We start from the raw sequence: 18,634 nt of genomic DNA on the forward strand, positions 1-18,634 counted from the left end.
GCTTGTTGAGCCGCTCTGCGAGGTCTGCGAAGCCACGGGCCAGTCTCGCCCCGATCGGGCGGATCGGGCGGCGGTCGGGGCCACCTGGCGGGTCGCGCACCCTGGCACCACGGCGCGCGCGGGCACAATATGGGGTGCCGGTGTGTCCGTACGGACCGGCAGCCCCCGAGTGGAGCGAGGAATGATGACCACGGCGAAGCAGTCGGTGGCGGATCCGTCCGCGCCCGACCACGAGGCGCTCCTCGGTGAGTTGACCGAGGCACTGCGACGGATCGGTCGGGGCGACCTGAAGGTGCGGCTTCCCCGCCGCGCCGGCGCGGCCGGTGAGGTGGCGGACGCCTTCAACGAGGTGGTCTCGCTCCAGGAGCGGCAGTACCTGGACCTGCGGCGGATCAGCCGGATCGTCGGTCGCGACGGCCGGCTCACCGAGCGGCTCGACGACGAGGGGCTGGACGGCTCCTGGGCGGAGGGGCAGCGGGCCATCAACTCGCTGATCGACGACCTGGGCCGACCGACCACCGAGATCGCCCGGGTCATCGTGGCGGTCGCGGACGGCGACCTGTCCCAGCACATGGCGTTGGAGATCGACGGCCGGCCGTTGCGCGGTGAGTACCTGCGCATCGGGCGCACCGTGAACACGATGGTCGACCAGTTGTCCTCGTTCTCGAACGAGGTGACCCGGGTGGCCCGTGAGGTGGGCACCGAGGGCAAGCTGGGTGGTCAGGCCGACGTTCGGGGCGTCGCCGGCACCTGGAAGGACCTCACCGACTCGGTGAACACCATGGCGTCGAACCTCACCGGCCAGGTGCGGTCGATCTCGCAGGTGGCGACGGCGGTGGCCAAGGGCGACCTGTCGCAGAAGATCACGGTGGGCGCGCGCGGTGAGGTCGCCGAGTTGGCCGCCACGATGAACTACCTCACCGACACGCTGCGGCTCTTCGCCGAGCAGGTGACCCGGGTGGCCCGCGAGGTGGGCACCGAGGGCAAGTTGGGCGGCCAGGCCGAGGTGCCGAACGTGGCCGGCACCTGGAAGGACCTGACCGACAGCGTCAACTCGATGGCGTCGAACCTGACCGCCCAGGTCCGCAACATCGCGCAGGTCTCCACGGCGGTGGCGCGCGGTGACCTGTCGCAGAAGATCACGGTCGCGGCGCAGGGCGAGATCCTGGAGCTGAAGGACACCGTCAACACGATGGTGGACCAGTTGTCGTCGTTCGCCGACGAGGTGACGCGGGTGGCCCGTGAGGTGGGCATCGAGGGCAAGCTGGGCGGCCAGGCGCAGGTGCGCGGGGTCTCCGGCACCTGGCGCGACCTCACCGAGAACGTCAACCAGTTGGCCGGCAACCTGACCAGCCAGGTCCGGAACATCTCCCAGGTCTCCACCGCCGTGGCGAAGGGCGACCTGTCGCAGAAGATCACCGTCGACGCCCAGGGCGAGATCCTGGAGCTGAAGAACACCGTCAACACGATGGTGGACCAGTTGTCGTCGTTCGCCGACGAGGTGACGCGGGTGGCCCGCGAGGTGGGCACCGAGGGCAACCTGGGTGGTCAGGCCCAGGTCAAGGGCGTCAGCGGTACGTGGCGCGACCTGACCGACAACGTGAACTCGATGGCGTCGAACCTGACCAGCCAGGTCCGCAACATCGCCTCGGTGACGACGGCGGTGGCGAAGGGTGACCTGTCGCAGAAGATCACGGTGGACGCCCGGGGCGAGATCCTGGAGCTGAAGTCGACTGTCAACACGATGGTGGATCAGCTCTCGTCGTTCGCCGACGAGGTGACGCGGGTGGCCCGTGAGGTGGGCACCGAGGGCAAGCTCGGCGGCCAGGCCCAGGTGCGCGGGGTCGCCGGCACCTGGCGGGACCTGACCGACAACGTGAACTCGATGGCGTCGAACCTGACCGCCCAGGTCCGCAACATCGCCCAGGTCTCCACGGCGGTGGCGAAGGGCGACCTGTCGCAGAAGATCACGGTGGACGCCCGGGGCGAGATCCTGGAGCTGAAGTCGACTGTCAACACGATGGTGGATCAGCTCTCGTCGTTCGCCGACGAGGTGACGCGGGTGGCCCGCGAGGTGGGCACGGAAGGCAAGTTGGGCGGCCAGGCCCAGGTCAAGGGCGTCAGCGGTACGTGGCGCGACCTGACCGACAACGTCAACTCGATGGCGTCGAACCTGACCAGCCAGGTCCGCAACATCGCCTCGGTGACCACGGCGGTGGCGAAGGGTGACCTGAGCCAGAAGATCACGGTGGACGCCCAGGGCGAGATCCTGGAGCTGAAGTCGACTGTCAACACGATGGTGGACCAGCTCTCGTCGTTCGCCGACGAGGTGACCCGGGTGGCCCGCGAGGTCGGCATCGAGGGCAAGCTCGGCGGCCAGGCGCAGGTGAAGGGCGTGTCCGGCACCTGGCGCGACCTGACCGAGAACGTCAACCAGCTCGCCTCGACGCTGACCACGCAGCTGCGGGCCATCGCCCAGGTGTCCACCTCGGTGACCCGGGGCGACCTGACCCAGCGGATCGCCGTCAAGGCGCAGGGCGAGGTCGCCGAGCTGAAGGACAACATCAACCAGATGATCGTCACCCTCCGGGAGACGACCAAGAAGAACGCCGAGCAGGGCTGGTTGGACTCCAACCTGGCGCGGATCGGCGGCCTGTTGCAGGGCCAGCGCGATCTCGGCGAGGTCTGCCGCATGATCATGATGGAGGTGACCCCGCTCGTCGACGCCCAGCTCGGTGCCTTCTTCCTGGCCGACGACACCGACGGCAGCATGCGGCTGCGGCTGACCTCGTCGTACGGGTACGTGGCACGGGGCAACGACGTCACCTTCGGGCCGGGCGAGGGGCTGGTCGGGCAGACCGCGCTGTCCCGCCGCACGATCCGGGTCAGCGCCTCTCCGAACAGCCGGCTCACCCTGCGGTCCGGGCTGGCCGAGACACCTCCGTCCGACCTGGTGGTGCTCCCCGTGCTGTTCGAGGGTGAGCTGCTCGGCGTGATCGAGTTCGCGAGCGTGTCGGCCTTCTCCGGTCTGCACCTCGCGTTCCTGGAGCGGCTGGTGCTGACCATCGGCATCGCGGTCAACACCATCCAGGCCAACCGTCGTACGGAGGAGCTGCTGGCCCAGTCGCAGCGGCTGGCGCACGAGATGCAGGAGCAGTCGGCGGAGTTGCAGCGCACCAACGCCGAGTTGGAGGAGAAGGCGACTCTGCTCTCCGAGCAGAAGGGCAACATCGAGACGAAGAACCGGGAGATCGAGCTGGCGCGGCTGGGCCTGGAGGAGAAGGCGCAGCAGTTGACTCGGGCCTCGGCCTACAAGTCCGAGTTCCTGGCCAACATGAGCCACGAGCTGCGTACGCCGCTGAACTCGCTGCTGCTGCTGGCTCGCCTGCTGGCGGAGAACTCGGAGCAGAACCTCAGTCCGAAGCAGATCGAGTTCGCCCGGACCATCCACGGCTCCGGCTCGGACCTGCTGCGCCTGATCGACGACATCCTCGACCTGTCCAAGATCGAGGCGGGCCGGATGGACGTCGAGCCGACCGAGATCCGCTTCGCCGAGCTGCGCGGCTACGTCGAGCAGGCGTTCGCGCCGCAGGCCGAGGAGAAGAACCTGGACTTCCAGGTACGGGTGAGCAAGGATCTGCCGCCAGCGCTGGTGACCGATGCGCAGCGGTTGCAGCAGATCCTGCGCAACCTGCTCTCCAACGCGGTGAAGTTCACCGACAACGGCGCGGTGACGTTGCGGATCGCCCCGGCGGCGGAGAACGCGGTCTTTGACGTACCGGCGTTGACGAACGCTCAGCAGGTGATCGCGTTCACCGTGATCGACACCGGGATCGGTATCTCCGACGACAAGTTGTCGATCATCTTCGAGGCGTTCCAGCAGGCCGACGGCACGACCAGTCGCCGCTACGGCGGCACCGGCCTGGGCCTGTCGATCAGCCGCGACCTGGCTCGGTTGATCGGCGGCACGATCACCGTGTCGTCCGCTCCCGGTCAGGGCTCGACCTTCACCCTGTTCGTACCGCAGGTGTTGGCCCCGGATGCCGTGGTCGCGCCCCAGCTACCGTCGCCACAGCGCGCCGGCCTGCCGTCGTCGCTGCTGATGCCGCCGCTGGAGTTGTTGCCGGAGCGGCCGGAGGCGCCGGTCACCCGTCAGCTGGACGGTGCCACGGTGCTGATCGTGGACGACGACGTCCGCAACGTCTTCGCCTTGACCAGCGCATTGGAGCTGCACGGGATGACCGTGCTGTACTCGGACAACGGGGCGGACGGTGTCCGCCTGTTGGCCGAGCATCCGGAGGTGGACATCGTGCTGATGGACGCCATGATGCCGGACCAGGACGGCTACGAGACCACCCGCCAGATTCGCCGCAACCATCGGTTCGCTGATCTGCCGGTGGTGTTCCTGACCGCGAAGGCCATGCCGGGTGACCGGGAGTCGGCGCTCGCGGCCGGCGGCAGCGACTACATCACCAAGCCGGTCGACCTGGATGACCTGATCGAGTTGATGTCGTCGTGGATCAACGGCAGTCGGACCGAGGAGACTTCGTGACCCAGATCGCCAAGGCGCTGCTCGTGGACGACCGGCGGCAGAATCTGACGGCCCTGGAGGCGATCCTCCAGGGGCTGCCGGTCCAGTCCGTGGCGGTGGAGAGCGGCGAGGCGGCGCTCAAGCAGCTCCTGGTGGACGACTTCGCGGTGATCCTGCTGGACGCGCAGATGCCGGACATGGACGGGTTCGAGACGGCGAGCCACATCAAGCGCCGGGAGCGGACCCGGCACGTGCCGATCATCTTCCTGACCGCCGCGGACCGGGACGCCCAGCTCGCTCTCCGGGGCTACCAGGTGGGTGCGGTGGACTACCTGACCAAGCCGTTCGACCCGTGGGTGCTGCGGGCCAAGGTGTCGGTCTTCGTCGAGCTGTGGGTGAAGACCCGGCAGTTGGCCACCCAGTCGGACCTGGTCCGGGAGCGCGACACGCAGTGGCGGCGGCTCACCGACGCGGTCGACGAGGCGACCACGCTGCTCCGCTCCGACGACGGGGAGGCCCGCGACCGGGCGGTACGCATGCTTGAGCAGGCCCGCTGGGGCAACACCGCCTGAGGTTCAGACCTCGCCGGGGCGGGTGTGGCCGGTGGCGGCCCGCCGGATTCGCCACCGCTCGCCCAGTGAGTCGATTTCCTCCTGAACGAAGATGAAGAAGTCGCGCATCTCGGCCACGCGCTCGCCGGCCGGCGTCTCCGGGCCGCCGAGGGCGACGACACCGCCCGCGGCCGCGTCGATGAACGTCTTGTAGATCGCGGTCTTGGTGATGGTCGCCTCGTACCAGGGGTCGTCTGGCATTCGGTAGCGGTCCCGGCGGGACCGGGGGACCGGCTCGCGGATCAGCATGCCGAACTGGGTGAGGTAGCGGACCGCGCCGCTGACCGCCGCCGCGCTGACCCCGAGCCGCTCGCCGATCTCGGCGGCGGTGAGGGGGTCGTCCGCGCTCATCACGGTGAACAGCACCCGGGCTGCCATTCGCGGGAAACCGACCTCGGCGAAGGTCAGGGCCATCCGCTCGACGAAGAGGTGGACCGGGTCGTGGCCGTCGCCGGTTGCCATGGTGGTCCCCTCCCGCATTGCCGATGTGACAGTCGATGCTGCCCAGATCTCACAGTCTTCACAACTTTGTGAAACGAGTGTAGCTTCCGATACATGGAAACTCCCATTGCGGTGTCCGGCTTGGTCAAGACCTTCGGCCGGACCCGGGCACTCGACGGTCTGGACCTGACCGTCCGCTCCGGCGAGGTGCACGGCTTCCTTGGCCCGAACGGCGCGGGCAAGTCGACAACCATCCGGGCACTGCTCGGCCTGCTGCGGACGGACGCGGGGGCTGTCCGCCTGCTCGGCGGTGACCCGTGGCGCGACGCGGTGGCCCTGCACCGCCGGCTGGCGTACGTGCCGGGCGACGTGACGCTCTGGCCCAACCTCTCCGGCGGCGAGGTCATCGACCTGCTGGGCCGGATGCGTGGAGGGCTGGACCCGGCCCGCCGGGCCGAACTGCTGGACTCCTTCGAGCTGGACCCACGCAAGAAGGGACGGGCCTACTCCAAGGGCAACCGGCAGAAGGTCGGCCTGGTGGCAGCCCTCGCCTCGGACGCCGAACTGCTCATCCTGGACGAGCCGACCTCCGGGCTGGACCCACTGATGGAGGAGGTGTTCCAACACTGGGTCCGCCGGGCCAAGGCGGACGGTCGCACCGTGCTGCTCTCCAGCCACATCCTGGCCGAGGTGGAGGCGCTCTGCGACCGGGTGACGATCATCCGCAACGGCCGGGACGTGGAGACCGGCACCCTGACCGAGCTGCGCCACCTGCGCCGCACCTCGATCGACGCCGAGCTGACCGGCCCGGCGGACGCGCTGGGTCAACTCGACGGCGTCCACGACCTGCGGGTGGACGGGCACCGGGTGCGCTTCGACGTGGAGAACGCCGCACTGGACACCGCGCTGCGCCGGCTCACCGAGATCGGCGTACGGAGTCTGGTCAGCCAGCCGCCGACACTCGAGGAGCTGTTCCTGCGCCACTACCAGGCCGAGCAGGTGCGGTCATGACGGCCCTCACCGGGACCCGGCATCTCGTGCGCCTCATCCTGCGCCGGGACCGGGTGTTGCTGCCGGTCTGGATCCTGCCGTTGGCGCTGCTCCCGGCCAGCTACGCCAGCGCGTACGCCGAGCTGTACCCAACCGCCGCCGAGCGGGCCGCGTACCTCGCCGGAACGGCGAGCAACCCCTCGATCGTCGCGCTGCTCGGCCCGGTGTACGGCGACAGCATCGGCGCGCTCACCGTCCAGCGCGCCGGCCTGCTGGCGTTGATCGCCGGGCTGATCAGCGTGCTCACCGTGGTCCGGCACACCCGGACCGAGGAGGAGGCCGGTCGGCGGGAGCTGCTCGGTGCGACAGTGCTGGGTCGGTACGCCGGCCTGACCGCCGCGCTGCTGGTGACGTACGCCGCGAATGTGCTGCTCGGCCTGCTCGCCGCCGGCGGCCTGGTCGCGGCCGGCCTGCCCGGCGCGGGTTCGGTGCTCTTCGGCGGTGGCGTGGCGCTCACCGGAGTGGCCTTCGCGACGGTCGGCGGGTTGGCCGCGCAGCTCACCGAGGGCGCGGGTGGGGCGCGTGGGCTCGGCCTGGGTGCGCTCGGGTTGGCCTTCGTGCTGCGGCTGGCTGGCGACGCCGGGGGGTCCGGCGGCGCCGGTGGGGACACCGAGTGGCTGAGCTGGCTCTCGCCGCTGGGCTGGTCGGCACGCAGCCGCGCCTACGCCGACGAGCGATGGTGGGTGCTGCTGCTACCGGTGCTGTTCAGCGTGGTGGTCGCGCTCGTCGCGTACCCCGTCTCGGTCCGCCGTGATCTCGGTGCGGGAGTGTTTCCCTCCCGGCTCGGTCCCGCCACCGCCGGTGCCGGCCTGGCTGGCCCGCTCGGGTTGGCCTGGCGGCTGCACCGGACCCAACTGTTCGGCTGGACCGTCGGCTTCGGGCTGCTCGGCCTGGTGCTCGGCGGGGCGGCGGATGCCGCCGGGGAGGCGGTGCGGGGCAACCAGCAGGTGGCCGAGATCCTGTCCCGGCTGGGTGGCACGTCGGCGCTCGCCGAGGCGTACCTCGGTGGGACGTTGAGCCTGACCGCGCTGGCCGCCGCCGGGTACGGCATCCAGGCCGCGCTGCGGGTCCGGGCGGAGGAGACCGCCGGACGGGCCGAACCGCTGCTCGCGACGCCGGTGAGCCGGACCCGCTGGCTGGCGGCGCACCTGGTCTTCGCGCTGCTCGGCCCCGCGGTGGTGCTGGGCGTCGCCGGGCTCGCCACCGGGCTGGCCTACGGGATCAGCACCTCCGACGTCGGTGGCGAGCTGCCGCGGTTGCTCGGTGCCGGGCTGGCCCAGGTGCCCGCGGCCTGGGTGCTGTCCGGGCTGGCGGCGCTGCTGGTCGGTTGGCTGCCCCGCCTGTCCGCGGGTGCCTGGGCGGTGCTCGCCGGCTGTCTGCTGCTCGGTCAGCTCGGTGCGGTGGTGGGGCTGGACCAGTGGGCGCTGGACATCTCCCCGTTCACCCACACCCCCCAGGTCCTCGGCGAGGACTGGCCGGCAACCCCGCTGGTCGTCCTGACGGCGGTAGCGGCGGCCCTGCTGACGGCAGCCCTGCTGACCTTCCGCACAAGAGACATCCCCACCCCCTGACCCCCCTTGACCTCGTCGATCATGAGGTTATTGCCGTCCGCCTCCCGGCGTGTCGGCGCTATAACCCCATGATCAACGGGGGGGCGGATGGGAGGCCGGGACCGGGGACCGGGGTTAGCCGGTGGGTTGGTCGTTGCGGATCATCAGGGCGCTGCGGAGGCCGGTGATGTCCAGGACGCGGATCAGGAAATCGCCCACGTGGGTCAGCATCAGCAGGCTCTGCGCGTGGCTGGCCTTGCGGCTGAGCACGACCAGGGTGCCCAGGCCCTGCGAGTCGCAGAAGGTGACACCGCCCAGATCGAGCACGATCCGCGGGGGTGGGTCCGCCAGCACCTCGTTGACCACCGTGGAGAGCTGGGCGGCCGTGAGCATGTCGATCTCACCGGCCAGGCGCAGCACTGCTTCGTCGCCCGTCCGGTGTAGCGTGATGGACAGTTCGGCACGATCCACCCGGTCAGCCTAGCGCGATCTGCCCGGCCCGGCCTGTTGAGGCCGCGAGCCGTCGCCCACCGAGGTCACGAGCCGTCGCCTCGACCTCGCGTTGCCGCCGCTGCCCACCGCCGGCCAGGGTGAGCCCGGTAACCCCAGCGCGGGGTGGCTGCTGGTTGACGGTGTGGCGCTGACACAATGGCCGCATCGTGACCGACATCTTTTCCGCCGGATCCGGCCGCTACCCAGCCGATGCGCCGGCCTCCGAGGCCCTGTTCGACCGCGCCCGCGCCATCGTGCCGGGCGGGGTGAACTCCCCTGTGCGCGCCTTCCAGGCGGTCGGCGGCACCCCGCGTTTCATGGTCCGTGGTGAGGGTCCGTGGCTGTACGACGCCGACGGCCGCCGCTACGTCGACCTGGTCTGCTCGTGGGGTCCGCTGATCCTCGGGCACGCCCACCCCGAGGTGGTGGACGCCGTGCAGGCCGCCGCCGCCCGGGGCACCAGCTTCGGCACCCCCACCCCGGGTGAGGTGGAGTTGGCCACCGAGTTGGTCGACCGGACCCCGATGGAGCAGGTCCGCCTGGTCAACTCCGGCACCGAGGCGACCATGTCGGCGATCCGGCTGGCCCGCGGCTTCACCGGCCGCTCCAAGATCATCAAGTTCGCGGGCTGCTACCACGGACACGTGGACGCGCTGCTCGCCGCCGCCGGTTCCGGCGTGGCCACCCTGGGCCTGCCCGACTCGCCCGGCGTGACCGGCGCGGCGGCCAGCGAGACGATCGTCCTGCCGTACAACGACATCCGGGCCGTCGAGGAGGCCTTCGCCGCCGAGGGTCCGCACATCGCCGCGGTGATCACCGAGGCCGCCGCCGGCAACATGGGCGTGGTCGCCCCCCGCGACGGCTTCAACCAGCAGCTCGCCCGGATCGCGCACGCGCACGGCGCCCTGCTGGTGGTCGACGAGGTGATGACCGGGTTCCGGGTCTCCCGCGCCGGGTGGCACGGCCTCGACGCCTCCGATGCCGACCTGTGGACGTACGGCAAGGTCATGGGTGGTGGCCTGCCCGCCGCGGCGTTCGGCGGGCGGGCGGACATCATGGCGCGGCTCGCGCCGGCCGGCCCGGTCTACCAGGCCGGCACCCTCTCCGGTAACCCGCTGGCCTGCGCCGCCGGCCTGGCCACGCTGCGACTCGCCGACGACGCGCTCTACCGCCGCCTCGACGACACGGCCGCCGTCGTGGGCAAGCTGGCGTCCGACGCGCTGGCCACCGCCGGGGTCCCGCACCGACTCTCGTACGCGGGCAGCATGTTCTCGATCTTCTTCACCGACGCCGACGTGGTCGACTACGACAGCGCCCGCACCCAGCAGGTGCCGGCGTTCAAGGCGTTCTTCCACGCGATGCTCGCCGCCGGCGTCTACCTGCCGCCGAGCGCGTTCGAGTCGTGGTTCGTGTCGGCGGCGATCGACGACGCCGCTCTGGAGCACATCGCCGCAGCGCTGCCCACGGCGGCGAACGCGGCGGCAGCGGCTGGTCACGGGGGGTAAAAAACCTTGAGCAAGACGGTGGTCCACGTGCTCCGGCACGGCGAGGTGCACAACCCCGACCAGATCCTCTACGGCCGGCTGCCCGGTTTCCGCCTCTCCGAGCTGGGTGTGCAGATGGCCAAGGCCGCCGCGCAGGGCCTGGCCGAGCGGGAGATCGTGCACGTGGTGGCCAGCCCGCTGGAGCGCGCCCAGCAGACCGCCGAGCCGATCGCCGCCCAGTTCGGGCTGCCCGTCGGCGTGGACGAGCGGCTGATCGAGAGCGCCAACTGGTTCGAGGGCAAGAAGGTGTCCCCGGGTGACGGGTCGTTCCGCGACCCGCGCAACTGGTGGGTGCTGCGCGACCCGGTGACCCCGTCCTGGGGTGAGGCGTACCGGGTGATCGCCGAGCGGATGTTCGCGGCCGTGCACGCCGCCCGGGTCGCCGCCGAGGGGCGTGAGGCGGTGCTGGTGTCGCACCAGCTCCCGATCTGGACGCTGCGCCGCCACGTCGAGCGCAAGCGGCTCTGGCACGACCCGCGCAAGCGGCAGTGCGGACTGGCGAGCCTCACCTCGTTCCACTTCGACGGCGCGAAGGTGGAGGGCATCGGCTACAGCGAGCCGGCCGCGCACCTGATCGCTCTCTCCGCGACAGCCAGGACGGCCAAGGGGGCCTGATGAACGCCCGGAGGTGGACCGCCGGTCTGCTCGCCGCCGTCGCCGCGGTGGCGCTGGTCGGCTGCACGTCGTCGAAGGGGCAGGAGAAGACCTGCACGACCACCACCGACGGGATCTTCGAGTGCGCACCGGACCAGCGCTCGGCACCCCCGAAGCTCGCGGGTGAGCTGCTGGACGGCGGCAGTTACGACGTCAGCCAGGCCCGCGGCCAGGTGGTGGTGCTCAACTTCTGGGGTTCCTGGTGCGCGCCGTGTCGAGCCGAGGCCGACGACCTGGAAGCGACCTACCAGGCCACCAAGGGCTCCGGGGTGAGCTTCCTCGGCATCAACGTGCAGGACGAGCGGGACAAGGCCAAGGCGTTCGAGGAGGGTCGGGTCACCTTTACGAGCCTCTTCGACCCGAGCAGCAAGCTGGCGCTCAACCTGGACATCCCGCCGAACACCGTTCCGGCGACAGTGGTGCTGGACCGGGAGGGTCGGATCGCCGTGGTGATCCGGGCCGCCGTCAAGCAGGAGGGCCTGCAACCGATCGTCGAGCGGATCGCGGCCGAGAAGCCGGCGTCGGGCTGATGGGCGAGACCTTCAGGGAGTTGGCCCTCAGCGGTCCGCTGCTGCTCGCCATCGGCGCGGCGGCGCTCGCCGGCCTGGTCAGCTTCCTGTCCCCATGTGTGCTCCCGCTCGTCCCCGGCTACCTGTCGTACGTCACCGGTCTGGCCGGCGCCGACCTGGAGGGCCGCCGGCCGGCGGCCGATCCCGCGCCGGCCACCGGGGGTGTCGCGGTCAAGGAGCGGGTCGCGCGAGTCGGCGCGGTCAAGGGCCGGGTACTCGCGGGCACACTCCTCTTCATCGGCGGCTTCACAGTCGTCTTCGTGGCCACCGCGATCCTCTTCGCCAGCATCGGCCGGGTGTTCTTCGACTACAAGCGCGAGTTGCAGATCGGCGTGGGCGTGCTGGTCATCGTGGCGGGGTTGAGCTACCTCGGGATGATCCCGGCCCTGCAACGGGAGTTCCGGATCTCCCGGCTGCCGTCGGCCGGGCTGCTCGGCGCACCGGTCTTCGGGGCGGTCTTCGCGCTCAGTTGGGTGCCCTGCACCGGCCCCACGCTCGGCGCGGTGATGGGCATGGCCACCGCCAGCGGCCAGAGCGACCGCGCGGTGGTGCTCGCTGTGGCGTACTGCCTCGGGTTGGGGATACCGTTCGTCGTCTTCGGGCTGGGCTTCGAACGCCTGCTCGGGGTCTTCCGCGCCGTCCGGCGCAACAGCCGCTGGGTCACCCGGGTCGGCGGCGCCCTGCTCATCCTGATCGGCCTGGCGCTCGTCACCGGCGGATGGCAGAGCTTCGTGATCTGGTTGCAGACCACCGTCGGGGTGGGCGAGGTGAGCATCTGATGACGGTCGTCGACGACCGACCGGAGACCGTGGCCCCGGCGCCACGGCGTCGGCCCAACCGGCTGCTGGCCCTGCTGCGCAACTCGTGGCGACAGCTCACCAGCATGCGTACGGCGCTGATCCTGCTCTTCCTGCTCGCCGTCGCCGCGATTCCCGGCTCGGTGCTGCCGCAGCGCGGGATCAGCCCGGAGAAGGTCAACCAGTACTTCGTCGACCACCCGGACTGGGCCCCTCGACTGGACCGGATCGGCGCGTTCGAGGTCTTCGGCTCGATCTGGTTCTCCGCGATCTACCTGCTGCTGTTCACCTCCCTGATCGGGTGCATCACGCCCCGGTTGCGCGACCATGTCCGGGCGTTGCGGGCCCGGCCGCCGGCCGCGCCGAAGCGGATGGCGCGGCTGCCGCAGCACACCGTGCTGCCCGCACCGGCCGGTGGCGCCACGGCGATCGCCGAGGTGCTGCGCAAGCGCCGCTGGCGGGTGCAGGTGCGCGGCGACGAGGTCTCCGCCGAGAAGGGCTACCTCAAGGAGACCGGCAACCTGCTGTTCCACCTGTCGCTGATCGCGGTGTTGATCGGCGTCGCGCTCGGCTCCTGGTACGGCTGGAGCGGCAACCGGCTGCTGGTGGCCGGCGCGGACAACACGTTCTGCAACACCCGCCAGCAGTTCGCCGAGGCCAAGCTCGGCCCTCGGGTGGACAGCGCGGACCTGCCCCGCTTCTGCCTGCGGCTGGACGACTTCCAGGCCCGGTTCCTGCCGTCCGGCCAGCCGCAGTTCTTCAACGCCACGGTCACCGTCGACGGCCCGGACGAGCCGACCCGCCGCGCGGACTTCTCGGTGAACGCGCCGCTGCGGTTGAGGGACGCGAGCGTCTACCTGCTCGGCCACGGGTACGCCCCGGTGATCCGCTACACCGACCGGTTCGGCAACAGCCAGCTCAGCGACGACCCGTTCCTCACCACCGGTGACATGGGTCTGACCAGCGAGGGGCTGGCCGCCTTCCCGGACGCGAACGTCGACCCGGCCACCGGGCAGCGCGCACCGGATCAGCAGATGGCGTTCACCGGCATCTACCTGCCCACGGCACCCGAGCAGGGGCCGTTCGTGCGCTCGCAGTATCCGGACGAGCGCAACCCGGTGCTGAACCTGGTCGCCTACCGGGGCAACCTCGGCCGGGACGCCGGCATCCCCGGCTCGATCTACCAACTCGACCAGCGGCAGGTGCGGTCCGGCAAGGTCAAGGAGGTCGGCACCAAACTGCTGCACAAGGGCGAGACCTGGACGTTGGACGACGGCTCCACCGTCGAGTTCCTGGACACCAAGCGGTACGTCACCCTCTCCGTCCGGCACGATCCCGGCGCGACTCCGCTGCTGTTCAGCTGCGGTGCTCTGCTTGTCGGGTTGATGGGCTCGCTGTTCGGGCGACGTCGCCGCGTGTTCTTCCGGGTGGTACCGGCCGACCCCGCGGAAGGATCTCCGACGAGCGGTAGTAGCTTGATGGAGGTCGGTGGGTTGCCGCGTACCGACTACCCAGGGTTCGCCGACGAGTTCACCCAGCTCGTCGCCGCCGTCAGCGGTGCCGAACGGGCTGGTGCTGACGCTGACTCCACTGACCGGGCCGGCGTGCGAGAAGGAGCCGAGTGATGTCCGCACTCTCCGACAATCTGGTGACCTTCGCGATCTTCGCGTACCTGGTCGCGATGATCGGGCACGCCGTCGAGTACGCGCTGGGCAACGCGCGTACCCGAATCGCCGCGGCGGCTCCGGTCCGTGAGCTGGTGGGTGCGGGAGTCGGTGTCGGTGGCGGCGTCACCGTCAACCCGAAGTCGCCCGCACCGGTCCCGCCGTCGGCCGACGCTTCGGCGCGTCGGGCACGAATCGCCGGCCTGGTCGCGGTGGGCGCCACCGCGGTAGCCGCCGTGCTGCACCTGGCGGCGCTGGTCACGCGCGGCCTCGCCGCGGACCGGATGCCGTGGGGCAACATGTACGAGTTCGTGCTCACGGTGACGTTCATCGGTGTCGCCGCCTGGCTGGTGGTGCTCTGGAAGCGGCCGTCGCTGCGCAAACTCGGGCTGTTCCTGACCCTGGTGATGGTGCTGCTGGTCGCCACCGCCGAGCTGGTGCTGTACGTGCCGATCGTGCCGCTGGTGCCGGCGCTGAACTCGTACTGGTTCGTCATCCACGTCTCGACAATCGTCTTCGCGTCCGGCATCTTCCTGCTCGGTGTGGTGCCGGCGGTCGGCTACCTGATGCGCAACGGGTACGAGCGGGGCAAGCGGAGCTTCCCGTACACCCTGGCCAAGCGCCTGCCCGGCGCGGTGGGCCTGGAGCGGCTGACCTTCGCGCTGCACGCCTTCGCTTTCCCGATCTTCACCTTCGCGGTGATCGCCGGCGCCATCTGGGCCGAGGCGGCGTGGGGTCGGCCGTGGGGCTGGGACCCGAAGGAGACCTGGGCCTTCATCTCCTGGGTCGTGTACGCCGGTTACCTGCACGCCCGTGCCACGCCCAGCGTCAAGCGCAACGTGGCCACCTGGCTGGCGGTGCTCGGCTTCCTCACCATGCTGATGAACCTGTTCGGCGTGAACATCTTCTTCACCGGCCTGCACTCGTACGGCGGGCTGGACTGACCCCAGTCGGCAAAATATAGAACTACACTTCTTGGAAGCGTAGTTCTATATTTTGCGGGGATGTGGCAGTGAAGCTTTGCCCGTCCCGCCGCTGGACTATCGGGCCGCTGCGACGTTCTGGGGGATCGATGATCCTTCACTCGCTGCCCGCGTGTTCGCCATCGTCGGGGGAACCCCGGCCTACCGGCGGGAGTACGTCCAGGACGACGTGCCCGACGGGCCAGACGATTTCGACGACTGGGTCGTGCGCGCCGTGCTGAATCCGGCCCGCCCGTTGTTCCGCGAGGCTCGCTACCTGCTTGCCGAGGATCCCGACCTGCGGGACACCGCTCTCTACCATTCCGTGCTGTCCGCGGTCGCCGAAGGCAACGGCACCCGAGGCGGGATCGCCGGGTACATCGGACGGAAGGCCACCGACCTCCAGCATCCGCTCACCGTCCTCGAGGATGCCGGTCTCCTCCTTCGCGAGCCCGATCCGCTCCGCAGTGGGCGCAGCCGTTACCGCATCACCGAACCCCTGATCACCTTCTACCAGGCTGTCATGCGGCCCTCCTGGACGGCCTTGGAGCAACGGCGTGGTTCGGACGTCTGGAGGCGTTCCAACCGCCGGTACTCGAGCGCGGTGCTGGGGCCAGCGTTCGAGGACATCGTCCGGCAGTGGGCTCTGCGCTTCGCCACGCCGGACACTTTCGGTGGTGTCGTTGCGGACGCCAGCGCGGCCGTCCTCACCGACCCCGCCACCCGTACCAGCCAGGAACTCGACCTGGTGGCGTTCGGCGAGCCGCCATTCGGCGACGGCGCTCGGCCGCTGCTCGCCATCGGAGAGGTCAAGTGGGGTCGCACGCTGGGGCGGCCCGAGTTGGAACGGTTGGGCCGCGCACGTGATCTGCTCGCCGCGCGTCCCAGCCTGGACGTGCGGGATACCCGGTTGCTGCTCGCGAGCGCCGCGGGGTTCACCGACGAACTGCGGCACGCGGCCAGTCAGCGTCCCGATGTCGTCCTCGTTGATCCGTTGCGGCTCTATTCGGGCGACTGAGAGCGTCGGAATCGCTGGGGAGGATTTCGGGTGCGGTGCAGGGTCTCGTCCACGCGCAGAGTGACCTGGTAGGACACCTCCGGCAGGTCGGCCAGCTCGATCCGTTCGCCGCGCAGCGCCAGTTGGGCGTGCAGCTCCCGGGCGATGGCGTCGCGAATCGCGACCAGCAGGGGAGACAACCCGTCCGGGTCGCCGAAGACGAAGGCGTCCGACATGTGCCCACCCTGCCCCGGCGTCGCATCGATCCACCAGGATCGGTGACATGTGTCCGCCGGGCTTGACCCGGCCCCGGTCGGCAGTGTCGCGGTGCCGCACGCCCAGCCGGCCGTTGATCCACTCGCCTTGCGAGGAAGTCGCGGTGCCGCGCGCCTGGATCGGCCGTTGATCCACTCGGTTTCCGTGAAGTCGCGGTGTTCAGCGGGCCAGAGGCACCGACTTCATGAAACCCGAGTGGATCTTGTCGTGGCGCGCGGCCTTGTCGTCGCGCGCGGCCTTGTCGTTTTGCGCGGCCTGGTCGTTGTGCGCCGGCCTTGTCGTTCTGCGCGGTGGGATCGCCGTGCCGTCGGTTCAGCCGCCGAACCAGCCGGGCACGTCGAGCCGGAACCAGTTGGCCGAGGCCACGGTGAGCAGGTCGTCCTCCATGGCGTCGACCCGGTCCGGGCCGAGGGTCTCGACCCACCGCTCGCGCAGCCGATCGAAGATCTCGGCCGAGCGGCGTAACCCGTCGGCCCCGCGCGGTGTCACCCGGACCAGCCGGCGTCGGGCGTCGGTGGGGTCGTCGACCCGTTCCAGGTAGCCGACGGCGACCAGCCGGTCGACCGTCTTGCCGGCGGCCTGTTTGGAGATGCCGAGCCGCTGGCCCAACTCGGTGGCTGTGGTGCCGTCCGCGCCGACGGCCTGGAGCACGAATCCGTGCAGCGGTCGCAGCTCCGGATGTCCTTCCCGGGCCAGCTCGGCGTGCAGGTCGTCGATGAGCGTCCGAAAGCCGGCCAGCAGCAACAGTGGCAGCGCGAAGCCGGGCCGCGCGGGATCAGTCGTTGCCATGTTCGACAACCACGTTTACTATTTCGTCAACCACGTTGACTATCGTACCGGGTCCCCGATCCGGGCTCTGGAAAGCAGGTAACCCATGCCCGTCTTCACCGCCCACACCGCTGAGACCGCACCCGCCGCCGCCCGTCGGTCCATCGAGGGAGTACGCGGCCGGTTCGGCTGGCTGCCCACCCCGGTGGCGCTGATGGCCGACTCGCCGCAGTTGCTCACCGGCTTCCTCACCGCCAGCACGGGCTTCGAGCAGACCGACCTCGCCCCGCTGGACCGGGAGGTGGTCATCCTGGCGGTCTCCACCAGTCACGAATGCCATTTCTGCGTTGCCCTGCACACCGACAAGCTCACCCGACTCGGCGCGACCCCCGAGCTGATCACCGCGCTGCGTGCCGGCTCGGTGCTGCCCGACCCGCGCCTGGAGGCGCTGCGCCGCTTCACGCTGGCCGTGCTCGACCACCGGGGCGCCGTGCCGGATGACGAGCTGGACGACTTCCTGGCCGCCGGCTACCAGCCCCGGCACGCGCTGGACGTGGTGCTCGGCGTCGGGGCGTACACGATGTCGACATTCGCCAACCGGCTCACCCGCGCCCCGCTCGACCAGCCCCTGGCCGCCCACGCCTGGACGCCGGTGGCCTGACCGGTCAGGCCACCGGAAGGAAGTCGCGCAGCAGGGCGAGCATCTCGTCCGGGCGCTCCTCGTACAGCCAGTGGCCGCAGTCCTCGATCACCTCGCCGCGGACGGTGTCGGCGTACCGGCGAACCTGTTCGGCGACCTGCCCACCGAGGCTGGCCGCCGCGCCGACCGCCAGCACCGGCATCGTCAGCTTCGTTGATCGGTACGACGCGTTGTCGGCGACGTCCTGCTCGAAGGCCCGGAAGTAGGCGAAGCTGGCCCGCAGATGCGCCGGGTCGCGCAGGTGACCGGCGAACTCCTCGATGTCCGGCGCGGCGATGCTGCCCCTGCGCACCATCAGCGCGTCGGTGAACCGGTCCACCCACCGCGACTCCCGCCCGCTGACCAGGTCCTCCGGAAGCCCGTTGCCGAGCGAGAAGAAGCCGAAGTTCCACACCCCGGGTCCGGCCTGGGTGAGCGCGGGAAAGGTGTAGATGCTCTCGTCGGGGATCGGCGCCTCGCTGAGCACCAGTCGACTCACCCGCTGCGGATGGGCGGCCGCGTACGCGTACGCCACCATCGTCCCCAGGTCGTGCCCGACCAGCCGGAGGTCACCGACCAGGCCGAGCTGGTCGAGCAGGCCGTGCAGGTCGGCGGCGACAGTCTTCTTGTCGTAGCCGCCGGCCGGGGCGTCGCTGTCCCCGAAGCCGCGCAGGTCGGGTGCGACCACGTCGAAGGAGCGTCCCAGGTCGGGCAGCAGGTGCCGCCACATGTACCAGCACTGCGGGTACCCGTGCAGCAACACCAGTGGCGGGCCGCTGCCGCCCCGGACGTAGTTCATGGCGATCTGGCCGACCCGCGCCCGCTGCTCGGTGAACCCCGCCGGAACCCGCTCCGCGCCCATCGCCGCCTCCGTCCGCCGGCTGCCCGGCTACCCGCTGTGCCGCCCGCCATGCCTGCGGGGGCGGGACCGCGCGGACGGCTCGGGAGGCGCGGCCCGCGTCCACTGGCCGGGTGCTGCTTCCCGGTTCATCGCGTGTGTCACAGCACCCGGCTTGGGCCGTGCGGCACCCGGTGCGGGAGACTGGGCG

General features: G+C 70.5%; 17 protein-coding genes. 12 read left to right on the forward strand and 5 right to left on the reverse strand.

The window, feature by feature from the left end; genetic code table 11:
• The first annotated feature begins 184 nt into the window (after positions 1–184).
• Complete coding sequence (locus tag AB0O48_RS14985) at positions 185–4,552, forward strand: HAMP domain-containing protein (protein WP_357244114.1); 4,368 nt, start codon at positions 185–187, stop codon at positions 4,550–4,552.
• A complete protein-coding gene (locus tag AB0O48_RS14990) occupies positions 4,549–5,103 on the forward strand; it encodes a response regulator (RefSeq protein WP_357243928.1) in 555 nt (184 codons plus the stop codon). The genes AB0O48_RS14985 and AB0O48_RS14990 overlap by 4 nt, the downstream gene beginning before the upstream one ends.
• Before the next feature lie 3 nt (positions 5,104–5,106).
• On the opposite strand, the gene AB0O48_RS14995 is transcribed toward AB0O48_RS14990, so the two are convergent.
• Complete coding sequence (locus AB0O48_RS14995; RefSeq protein ID WP_357243931.1) at positions 5,107–5,604, reverse strand: MarR family transcriptional regulator; 498 nt, start codon at positions 5,602–5,604, stop codon at positions 5,107–5,109.
• Between the two features lie 93 nt (positions 5,605–5,697).
• Here AB0O48_RS14995 and AB0O48_RS15000 point away from each other — a divergent pair, with 93 nt between their 5' ends.
• Positions 5,698–6,594, forward strand: coding sequence for an ABC transporter ATP-binding protein (locus AB0O48_RS15000; RefSeq protein ID WP_357571719.1), 897 nt, complete (start codon positions 5,698–5,700; stop codon positions 6,592–6,594).
• The gene (locus AB0O48_RS15005; protein WP_365065818.1) at positions 6,591–8,204 is read left to right on the forward strand and encodes an ABC transporter permease; all 1,614 of its coding nucleotides are present in this window, start codon (positions 6,591–6,593) and stop codon (positions 8,202–8,204) included. The genes AB0O48_RS15000 and AB0O48_RS15005 overlap by 4 nt, the downstream gene beginning before the upstream one ends.
• A 114-nt stretch (positions 8,205–8,318) precedes the next feature.
• Here AB0O48_RS15005 and AB0O48_RS15010 read toward each other — a convergent pair whose 3' ends face one another.
• A complete protein-coding gene (locus AB0O48_RS15010; protein WP_007454492.1) occupies positions 8,319–8,654 on the reverse strand; it encodes an STAS domain-containing protein in 336 nt (111 codons plus the stop codon).
• A gap of 188 nt (positions 8,655–8,842) precedes the next feature.
• Here AB0O48_RS15010 and hemL point away from each other — a divergent pair, with 188 nt between their 5' ends.
• From hemL to AB0O48_RS15045, 7 genes are all read left to right on the forward strand, one after another.
• Positions 8,843–10,180: a glutamate-1-semialdehyde 2,1-aminomutase gene (gene hemL, locus AB0O48_RS15015; RefSeq protein ID WP_357243940.1), complete on the forward strand. Its 1,338-nt coding sequence runs from the start codon at positions 8,843–8,845 to the stop codon at positions 10,178–10,180.
• Positions 10,181–10,186: 6 nt separating this feature from the next.
• The gene (locus AB0O48_RS15020; RefSeq protein ID WP_357243943.1) at positions 10,187–10,834 is read left to right on the forward strand and encodes a histidine phosphatase family protein; all 648 of its coding nucleotides are present in this window, start codon (positions 10,187–10,189) and stop codon (positions 10,832–10,834) included.
• Positions 10,834–11,403 carry a TlpA disulfide reductase family protein gene (locus tag AB0O48_RS15025; RefSeq protein WP_357243947.1) on the forward strand — a complete coding sequence of 190 codons (570 nt, stop codon included), beginning with the start codon at positions 10,834–10,836 and terminating at the stop codon, positions 11,401–11,403. Before AB0O48_RS15020 ends, AB0O48_RS15025 begins: the two co-directional genes overlap by 1 nt.
• On the forward strand, positions 11,403–12,221 hold the full coding sequence (locus AB0O48_RS15030; protein WP_365065822.1) for a cytochrome c biogenesis protein CcdA: 819 nt from the start codon (positions 11,403–11,405) through the stop codon (positions 12,219–12,221). The genes AB0O48_RS15025 and AB0O48_RS15030 overlap by 1 nt, the downstream gene beginning before the upstream one ends.
• A complete protein-coding gene (locus AB0O48_RS15035; RefSeq protein WP_365065825.1) occupies positions 12,221–13,864 on the forward strand; it encodes a cytochrome c biogenesis protein ResB in 1,644 nt (547 codons plus the stop codon). Before AB0O48_RS15030 ends, AB0O48_RS15035 begins: the two co-directional genes overlap by 1 nt.
• Positions 13,864–14,847: a c-type cytochrome biogenesis protein CcsB gene (gene ccsB / locus AB0O48_RS15040; RefSeq protein ID WP_357243956.1), complete on the forward strand. Its 984-nt coding sequence runs from the start codon at positions 13,864–13,866 to the stop codon at positions 14,845–14,847. The genes AB0O48_RS15035 and ccsB overlap by 1 nt, the downstream gene beginning before the upstream one ends.
• Before the next feature lie 151 nt (positions 14,848–14,998).
• Positions 14,999–15,883, forward strand: coding sequence for a hypothetical protein (locus AB0O48_RS15045; protein WP_365065829.1), 885 nt, complete (start codon positions 14,999–15,001; stop codon positions 15,881–15,883).
• Here AB0O48_RS15045 and AB0O48_RS15050 read toward each other — a convergent pair.
• Positions 15,868–16,098: a hypothetical protein gene (locus AB0O48_RS15050; RefSeq protein ID WP_357571725.1), complete on the reverse strand. Its 231-nt coding sequence runs from the start codon at positions 16,096–16,098 to the stop codon at positions 15,868–15,870. The two genes, AB0O48_RS15045 and AB0O48_RS15050, sit on opposite strands and share 16 nt — an antisense overlap.
• A 352-nt stretch (positions 16,099–16,450) precedes the next feature.
• Positions 16,451–16,927 (reverse strand): MarR family winged helix-turn-helix transcriptional regulator, encoded by a 477-nt coding sequence (locus tag AB0O48_RS15055; RefSeq protein ID WP_357243962.1) that lies wholly within the window; start codon positions 16,925–16,927, stop codon positions 16,451–16,453.
• A gap of 85 nt (positions 16,928–17,012) precedes the next feature.
• On the opposite strand from AB0O48_RS15055, the gene AB0O48_RS15060 reads away from it, so the two are divergent.
• A complete protein-coding gene (locus AB0O48_RS15060) occupies positions 17,013–17,567 on the forward strand; it encodes a carboxymuconolactone decarboxylase family protein (RefSeq protein WP_365065833.1) in 555 nt (184 codons plus the stop codon).
• Positions 17,568–17,571: 4 nt separating this feature from the next.
• On the opposite strand, the gene AB0O48_RS15065 is transcribed toward AB0O48_RS15060, so the two are convergent.
• Positions 17,572–18,447 (reverse strand): alpha/beta hydrolase, encoded by an 876-nt coding sequence (locus AB0O48_RS15065; protein WP_357243968.1) that lies wholly within the window; start codon positions 18,445–18,447, stop codon positions 17,572–17,574.
• Positions 18,448–18,634: the final 187 nt, after the last annotated feature.

The organism is Micromonospora sp. NPDC085948 (genome assembly GCF_040686315.1).
Classification (GTDB): domain Bacteria; phylum Actinomycetota; class Actinomycetes; order Mycobacteriales; family Micromonosporaceae; genus Micromonospora.